Origin of the sequence: Pseudomonas sp. TWI929, from assembly GCF_039673335.1 — a bacterium.
Classification (GTDB): Bacteria; Pseudomonadota; Gammaproteobacteria; order Pseudomonadales; family Pseudomonadaceae; genus Aquipseudomonas.
Map to the genome: position 1 here is coordinate 22,103 of NZ_JBDJLK010000071.1, position 6,160 is coordinate 28,262.

The following is a 6,160-nucleotide window of genomic DNA, read 5'->3' on the forward strand; positions in this document are numbered from 1 at the left end:
AGCCATTGGGTAAGGCAAACGAACAAATGTGCGGGTGGGGCTGTTAGACTTTTGTCCGGTCTGAATTAGGAGTACCCCGTGATCACATCCCGTCTGCGCACGCTGCGCGACTACATCCGCTGGGCGGTCAGCCGCTTCCACGAGCACGACCTGTTCTTCGGCCACGGTGCCGACAACGCCTGGGACGAGGCCCGCCTGCTGGTGCTGGGCGCCGTGCACCTGCCATGGGAGGTGGCCGACGCCTACCTGGACTGCATGCTCGAGGACGACGAGCGGGTACGCCTGCAGCACCTGCTCAAGCGCCGTATCGAAGAGCGCGTGCCGGCCGCCTACCTGCTGGGCGAGGCCTGGTTCTGCGGCATGTCGTTCATCGTCGACGAGCGCGTGCTGGTGCCGCGTTCGCCCATTGGCGAGCTGATCGAAAAACGCTTCGAGCCGTGGTTGGCCAGCGCGCCGGCACGCATTCTGGACCTGTGCACCGGTTCGGGCTGCATCGGCATCGTTGCCGCCGACGTGTTCCCCGAGGCCGAGGTGGTGCTGGCCGACCTGTCGTTCGAGGCCCTTGAAGTGGCCAACCAGAACATCGAGCGCCACGGCCTGGACACCCGCGTGTACACCGTACAGGGCGACGGCTTTGGCGGTTTGCCGGGGCAGCGTTTCGACCTGATCCTGTCCAACCCGCCGTATGTCGATGCCGAAGACTTCGACGACATGCCGGCCGAGTACCACCACGAACCCGAACTGGGCCTGGCCTGTGGCAATGACGGCCTGGACCTGGTACGGCGCATGCTGGCCGAGGCGGCGGACCACCTGACCGACAAGGGCTTGCTGATTGTCGAAGTGGGTAACAGCCAGGTGCATGTCGAGGCCCTGTACCCCGAGGTGGACTTTGCCTGGCTGGAATTCGAGCGTGGCGGGCATGGGGTGTTCATGCTCACGGCCGAGCAGTGCCGCCAGCATCAGGAGCTGTTCAAGGCCCGGGTCTGACCTTAAGGGCCTCTTCGCGGGTAAACCCGCTCCCACAGGTACTCCACTGTCCTCGGGTCCAGTGATATCCCTGTGGGAGCGGGTTCACCCGCGAAGCAGGCGGCGCGGTCTTAGCGGGTTGCTATCCAGATCAGCAGCCCCGCCTGGAACACCGCAAACGCCACCAGGCAGGTGATGGTAAAGCGCAACCCGCTGTCTTCGCGCTGGTACTTGGCCACCCGCTCATCACGCTCGCGCAGTTGCCCTTCCTTTTCCAGCAGCTGCTGATCAGCCTGTTGCAGCAGATTGGCGGCATCCAGAATTTCTACCCGCTGCAGGCGCTCGCTATTCCAGGCTCCCTTGAGCTGGCCTACCGTCATTTCCACGGTACGGCCCTTCAGGTGCTGGTTGTCCTCGTACTCCACTTCAATACCCACCCCGCGCAAGCAGTGCTCCCGGCGCAGGCGCGAGTCTTCGTTCAGGGCATCCTTGTTCGGCAGCGTCATACCCTCGACCCGGTAGTGCGACCACTTGCGTTGCAGCCACTGCACGGCCTGGGCCAGCATGAAGCGGCCGATACCACGGTTAACCGGCTCCAGTTGCAGGCCGTGCGCGTTGCCAATGCGTACCAGGCGCTCGGCATGGTCGACGCGGATATCCAGGCGGTTCTGCTCTTTGTGCACCTTCTGCCCGGGCAGCTGGATTTCCATGCGCAGCAGGCTATGGGCCTTGTCGTGGCGCTCGGCATAGCCGAACTGCACAAAGCGCAGCGGCCGCGCGCCGGTGCTACGGTCGGTGGGCAGGGCGGCCAGGCGCAGCAACTGGAAGTGTTCGGCGGCCAGCTCGGCCCAGGGCAGGGCGGCGCTTTGCTCGGGCTCTTCGGCCGGCTCTACGGCAGCGGGGGCGGTGGTCATCAGGGTTTGTCCTTGGGTACGGGCATGGGGCAGGGGGCCGCGTCAGCGGCCCCAAAGCTCCGCTAATACCGAAATTATCGGCCGTCCTGGCCAAGACCTGAGGGTTAGGCCGAAGGCAAATGCTGGATAAACGTCACAATTCGCTCACCAAGCTCGCGCGCCAGCGGCAGGTCGGGGTTGAGGTAGCTGTCGCGCTGCTGGCTCATGGCCTTGGGGCTGATGCGCAGCATGTGGTTCATGCCGTCGATCAGCACCAGCTGCGCATCTGGCTTGGCTGCCTTCAGCCGCTCGGCGTCGGCTACGTCCACCTGCACGTCGTTGCGCCCTTGCACGATCAGCGCGGGCATGGGCAGGCGGGCAAAGGCGGCTGCCGGGTTTTGCTGGAACAGCGAAATCAGGTACGGCTGCACGCTGGGGCGGAACACCTGGCGCAGCGGCGCCGGTACTTCCAGGCTGGTCTGCCCAGCCTGCAGGCGGTCGAGCAGGGCGCTGCTGCTGGCCAGTTGTGCTGGCGGCAAGCGCTTGGCCAACTGCTCGCGCAGCACGTCGGCCAGCGGCCGGCCGCTGCCGGCCAGGGTAATCACCGCACTGGCGCCGGCCTGTTCGGCGGCCAAGCTGGCGATCAATGCGCCTTCGCTGTGGCCGACCAGAATCAGTGGGCCAAACCGCGGGTCGGCCTTGAGCTTGTGGCTCCAGGCGACCACATCGGCCACGTAGCGCTCCACGCTGAGGTCACGTTCGTCGGGCGTGGCCGGCAGGCTGGCGGCTACCCCGCGCTTGTCGTAGCGCACGCTGGCAATGTGCTCGCTGGCCAGCAGCAGGGCCAGGCGCTTGAGGTTGTCGACCCTTCCTGCGGCCGGGTTGTTGCCGTTGCGGTCGGTGGGGCCGGAGCCGGCGATAATCAGCACCACCGGTGGCGGGGTGGCTTGTTGTGGCAGCAGCAGGCTGCCGTGCAGCACGCCCTGGCCAGTATCCAGGTCGATCGGGCGTTGCAGCACGGTAGGGGCGGCGGCCTGGGCCAGGCCGGTGCACAGCAGGAAGAGGAAGGCGACAAGGCGCGACATCATGCGGTACTACATGGGGAGATGTGGGTTTGACCTAATGTTTGCGGGAAGGTTCGCCCAGGGCGCATGGCAGGTTCGGCCTCTTCGCGGGTAAACCCGCTCCCACAGGGGCGCCACTGGCTTGGGCATTGTGCATTACCTGTGGGCGCGGTTTTACCCGCGAAGAGGCCAGCACAGTTAACCCAACCATCTGTATACTGGCGCTTTCGTCCATTTCAGGCTGATCTCGCGGAGCGTCCATGTCCGGCAATACCTACGGCAAGCTGTTCACTGTCACCACCGCTGGCGAGAGCCATGGCCCGGCGTTGGTCGCCATTGTCGATGGATGCCCACCGGGCCTGGAAATTTCCCTCGCCGACCTGCAGCACGACCTTGACCGGCGCAAGCCCGGCACCAGCCGGCACACCACCCAGCGCCAGGAAGCCGACGAGGTGGAAATCCTTTCCGGTGTGTTCGAAGGCCGTACCACCGGCTGCTCGATCGGCCTGCTGATCCGCAACACCGACCAGAAGTCCAAGGACTACTCGGCCATCAAGGACCTGTTCCGCCCGGCCCACGCCGACTACACCTACCACCACAAGTACGGCATCCGCGACTACCGCGGCGGTGGCCGCAGCTCGGCCCGCGAAACCGCCATGCGCGTGGCCGCCGGTGCCATCGCCAAGAAGTACCTGGCCACCCAGGGCATCACCGTGCGTGGCTACATGAGCCAGCTGGGCCCGATCGAAATCCCGTTCAAGACCTGGGAGTCGGTGGAGCAGAACGCCTTCTTCAGCCCTGACCCGGACAAGGTGCCAGAGCTGGAGGCCTACATGGACCAGCTGCGCCGTGACCAGGATTCGGTGGGTGCCAAGATCACCGTGGTCGCCGAAGGCGTCATGCCTGGCCTGGGTGAGCCGATCTTCGACCGCCTGGACGCGGAACTTGCCCACGCGCTGATGAGCATCAACGCGGTCAAGGGTGTGGAAATCGGCGCCGGCTTCGCCAGCGTGGCCCAGCGCGGCACCGAACACCGTGACGAGCTGACCCCGGAAGGCTTCCTCAGCAACAATGCGGGCGGCATCCTCGGCGGCATTTCCTCGGGCCAGCCGATCGTTGCCCATCTGGCGCTGAAGCCAACCTCCAGTATCACCACCCCGGGCCGCTCGATCGACATTGATGGCAACCCGGTGGATGTCATCACCAAGGGCCGCCACGACCCGTGCGTGGGCATCCGCGCTACGCCGATTGCCGAGGCGATGATGGCCATTGCGCTGATGGACCACCTGCTGCGCCACCGGGCACAGAATGCCGATGTGAAAGTGACTACCCCGGTGCTGGGCCAGCTCTGATTCCCCAGTACTGGCCTCTTCGCGGGCACGCCCGCTCCCACAGATTCTGAAAGCCATGATGAACCTGTGGGAGCGGGCGAGCCCGCGAAGAGGCCAGTACAGGTTTCCACAAGGCCACCCCATGCAACCCATCCCCTACTGGCGCCTGTCCAGCTTCTACCTGTTCTATTTCGCCCTGCTCGGTTCCACCGCCCCGTTCCTGGCGCTGTACTTCGACCACCTGGGCTTCTCCCCGGCGCGCATCGGCGAGCTGGTGGCCATCCCCATGCTGATGCGCTGCATCGCCCCCAACCTGTGGGGCTGGCTGGGCGACCGCACCGGCCAGCGGCTGCTGATCGTGCGCCTGGGCGCGCTGTCGACGCTGGCCACCTTCGCCCTGATCTTCTTCGGCAAAAGCTACGCCTGGCTGGCGCTGGTGATGGCCCTGCACGCGTTCTTCTGGCATGCGGTGCTGCCGCAGTTCGAGGTCATTACCCTGGCCCACCTGCACGGGCAAACCGCGCGCTACAGCCAGGTGCGCCTGTGGGGCTCGATCGGCTTCATCCTCACCGTGGTCGGCCTGGGCCGGCTGTTCGAATGGCTGAGCCTGGACATCTACCCCGTAGCGCTGGTAACGATCATGGCCGGCATTGTCGCCGCCAGCCTGTGGGTGCCCAATGCCCAGCCGGTGGAGCAGGGCGAGCGCAGTGGCGCAGGCGGCTTTTTGCAGCAGTTGCGTGCTCCCGGGGTAATCGCCTTCTATGCCTGCGTGGCGCTGATGCAGCTCAGCCACGGGCCGTACTACACCTTCCTCACGTTGCACCTTGAGCACCTGGGGTATGCCCGCGGTGCCATCGGCCTGCTGTGGGCACTGGGGGTGGTGGCCGAAGTACTGATGTTCATGGTCATGAGCCGGCTGTTCGCCCGCTTCAGCGTGCAGCGCGTATTGCTGGCCAGCTTTCTGCTGGCAACGTTACGCTGGCTGCTGCTGGGCAACCTGGCCCAGGAGCCGGCCGTGTTGATCTTCGCCCAGCTGCTGCACGCGGCCACCTTTGGCTGCTTCCACGCTGCCAGCATCGCCTTTGTCCAGGCCAGCTTCGGCGCCCGCCAGCAGGGCCAGGGCCAGGCGCTGTATGCGGCGCTGTCAGGCACCGGCGGTGCGCTGGGTGCGTTGTATTCGGGCTACAGCTGGAAGCTGCTGGGGCCCGCCTTCACCTTTGGTATGGCCAGTGCCGCAGCCTTGGCCGCAGCCGTTATCATTGCCCTTTGTTCGCAACCGACCAGGACCCGCCCCTGATGAGCATTCTCAGCGTTTTCCACCCCGCCAGCCCGGAGCTGCCGAACAAGGTGCTGACCCACCACGACGACATCGCCGCCACCCTGGCCGAGCAGGGCGTGCGCTTTGTGCATGCCGAGCATGGTTTGAGGGTGCGCCCTGGTACTGCCCAGGACGAAGTGTTGGGCGCCTGCCATGAGTACCTGGACCAGCTGATGACAGCACATGGCAGCAAGGCCTTTGTGCTGCTCAACCGTGACGGTGAAGACCCGGCGCAGGTCGATGTGCGCGATGAGCATGTGCATGACGCCGATGAGGTGTTTGCAGTGATCAGCGGGCGTGCCCAGGTTGGGCTGCGTTTGGGGGATTGGGTGTATTCGGTGCTGTGCGAGAAGGGCGACCAGCTGCTGGTGCCGGCGGGCACGCGGCGCTGGGTGGAGTTGGGTGAAGCGCCGTTTTGCCTGGCGTTGCGTTTGTATGGCAGCGAGCAGGGCGTGCAGGCGCGGTTTACCGGGGATGTGACCGCGCGGGCATTCCTGGGGATCGACGAATTGTAATGCCTGTGGCGGCCTCTTCGCGGGTGAACCCGCTCCCACAGGGATATCACTGGTGTATCTGTGGGAGCGGGTT

Annotated in this window: 6 protein-coding genes; 4 read left to right on the forward strand and 2 right to left on the reverse strand. The window is 65.4% G+C overall.

From position 1 onward, the window contains the following. Positions 1 to 78: 78 nt before the first annotated feature. The gene (prmB, locus tag ABE456_RS22330) at positions 79 to 987 is read left to right on the forward strand and encodes a 50S ribosomal protein L3 N(5)-glutamine methyltransferase (protein ID WP_346645867.1); all 909 of its coding nucleotides are present in this window, start codon (positions 79 to 81) and stop codon (positions 985 to 987) included. Between the two features lie 110 nt (positions 988 to 1,097). On the opposite strand, the gene ABE456_RS22335 is transcribed toward prmB, so the two are convergent. Together ABE456_RS22335 and ABE456_RS22340 are read right to left on the reverse strand one after the other, a co-directional pair. Beyond that, entirely contained in the window at positions 1,098 to 1,880 is a 783-nt protein-coding gene (locus ABE456_RS22335) for a hypothetical protein (RefSeq protein ID WP_346645868.1), read from the reverse strand. A 104-nt stretch (positions 1,881 to 1,984) separates the two neighbouring features. Then, positions 1,985 to 2,947, reverse strand: coding sequence for an alpha/beta fold hydrolase (locus ABE456_RS22340; RefSeq protein WP_346645869.1), 963 nt, complete (start codon positions 2,945 to 2,947; stop codon positions 1,985 to 1,987). 236 nt (positions 2,948 to 3,183) lie between these two features. Here ABE456_RS22340 and aroC point away from each other — a divergent pair, with 236 nt between their 5' ends. The 3 genes from aroC to ABE456_RS22355 all read left to right on the forward strand — a co-directional run bounded on the left by aroC (position 3,184) and on the right by ABE456_RS22355 (position 6,087). Then, a complete protein-coding gene (gene aroC, locus ABE456_RS22345; protein WP_132844682.1) occupies positions 3,184 to 4,275 on the forward strand; it encodes a chorismate synthase in 1,092 nt (363 codons plus the stop codon). A 121-nt stretch (positions 4,276 to 4,396) separates the two neighbouring features. Beyond that, on the forward strand, positions 4,397 to 5,551 hold the full coding sequence (locus tag ABE456_RS22350) for an MFS transporter (RefSeq protein WP_346645870.1): 1,155 nt from the start codon (positions 4,397 to 4,399) through the stop codon (positions 5,549 to 5,551). Continuing rightward, positions 5,551 to 6,087, forward strand: coding sequence for an oxidase (locus tag ABE456_RS22355; protein ID WP_346645871.1), 537 nt, complete (start codon positions 5,551 to 5,553; stop codon positions 6,085 to 6,087). The genes ABE456_RS22350 and ABE456_RS22355 overlap by 1 nt, the downstream gene beginning before the upstream one ends. The last annotated feature ends 73 nt before the right edge of the window (positions 6,088 to 6,160 follow it).